Origin of the sequence: Micromonospora sp. NPDC049171 (assembly GCF_040648275.1) — a bacterium.
Lineage (GTDB): Bacteria > Actinomycetota > Actinomycetes > Mycobacteriales > Micromonosporaceae > Micromonospora.
In genome coordinates this window covers 1-1,248 of sequence record NZ_JBEZDJ010000013.1, presented here as the reverse complement: position 1 = coordinate 1,248, position 1,248 = coordinate 1, and the positions used below count along the sequence as shown (strand labels likewise).

Sequence of the window (1,248 nt, the reverse complement as noted above, 5' to 3'; positions counted from 1 at the left end):
CGTCGCGGTCACCGCCACGGAAACCGCCTTCACGACGGTCACCGCCCCGGAAGCCACCCTCGCGGTCACCACCGCGGTAACCGCCCTCGCGGTCGCCGCCACGGAAGCCACCCTCGCGGGGCGCGCCACCGTCACGCGGTCCACTCGGCCGGTCCCCACCACGGAAACCACCCTCGCGACGGTCACCGCCGCGGAAACCGCCACCCTCGCGGGGGGCTCCAGGCCGGGAACCCTCGCGGAAGCCGCCCTCACGACGATCGCCACCGCGGAAACCGCCCTCGCGGTCACCGCCACGGAAACCACCCTCACGGGACGGGCCGGAGCGGGTGCGGTCGCCGCCCTGGTAGCCACCCTCGCGGCGATCGCCGCCACGGAAACCACCCTCGCGCGGGGCGCTGGAACGCGAGCCGTCCCGGTCGCCACCGCGGAACCCACCCTCACGAGGGCCGCTGGAACGCGAAGCGTCACGGTCGCCACCACGGAAGCCGCCCTCGCGGCGATCTCCGCCCTGGTAGCCACCCTCGCGACGATCGCCGCCACGGAAACCACCCTCGCGCGGGGCGCTCGAACGCGAGCCGTCCCGGTCGCCACCACGGAACCCACCCTCACGAGGGCCGCTGGAACGCGAAGCGTCACGGTCGCCACCACGGAAACCGCCCTCACGACGGTCACCGCCGCGGAAACCACCCTCACGGGGAGCACCCGAGCGCGAACCATCCCGGTCGCCGCCACGGAACCCACCCTCACGGGGAGCACCCGAGCGCGAACCGTCGCGGTCGCCGCCACGGAACCCACCCTCACGGGGAGCGCTGGAGCGCGAACCGTCGCGGTCGCCGCCACGGTAACCACCCTCGCGCGGGGCGCTGGAGCGCGAACTGTCCCGGTCGCCGCCACGGGAACCAGAGTCGCGGCCGCCGGCGTATCCGCCGCGGGCGCCGCCACCGCTGTCGCGGTCTCCCCGGTACGGGGGCCGGTCTCGGTCATCGCGGCGCGGGCCGCGGTCGCGTCCGCCCGCACCGTCAGTACGGTCTTCGTAGCGACGGGGACGGTCTCCGCCCTGCGGTCCTGAACTCACAGGTACATCCTTCCTGATTGCGCCACCAATGGCGCTACGCAGTCGAGGGCCGACCCGGATGGGGCGGCCCTCGACTGGAAGATTGTCCGGCGGCGTCCTACTCTCCCACACCCTCACGAGTGCAGTACCATCGGCGCTGGAGGGCTTAGCTTCCGGGTTCGGAATGTAACCGG

At 73.6% G+C, this 1,248-nt stretch carries 1 rRNA gene and 1 pseudogene; both read right to left on the bottom strand.

Annotation, left to right across the window (positions count from 1 at the left end):
- Positions 1-786 (bottom strand): annotated as a pseudogene (locus AB0B14_RS17720) (hypothetical protein); the annotation flags it as partial.
- Positions 787-1,159: 373 nt separating this feature from the next.
- Positions 1,160-1,248 (bottom strand): 5S ribosomal RNA (gene rrf / locus AB0B14_RS17715); the annotation flags it as partial.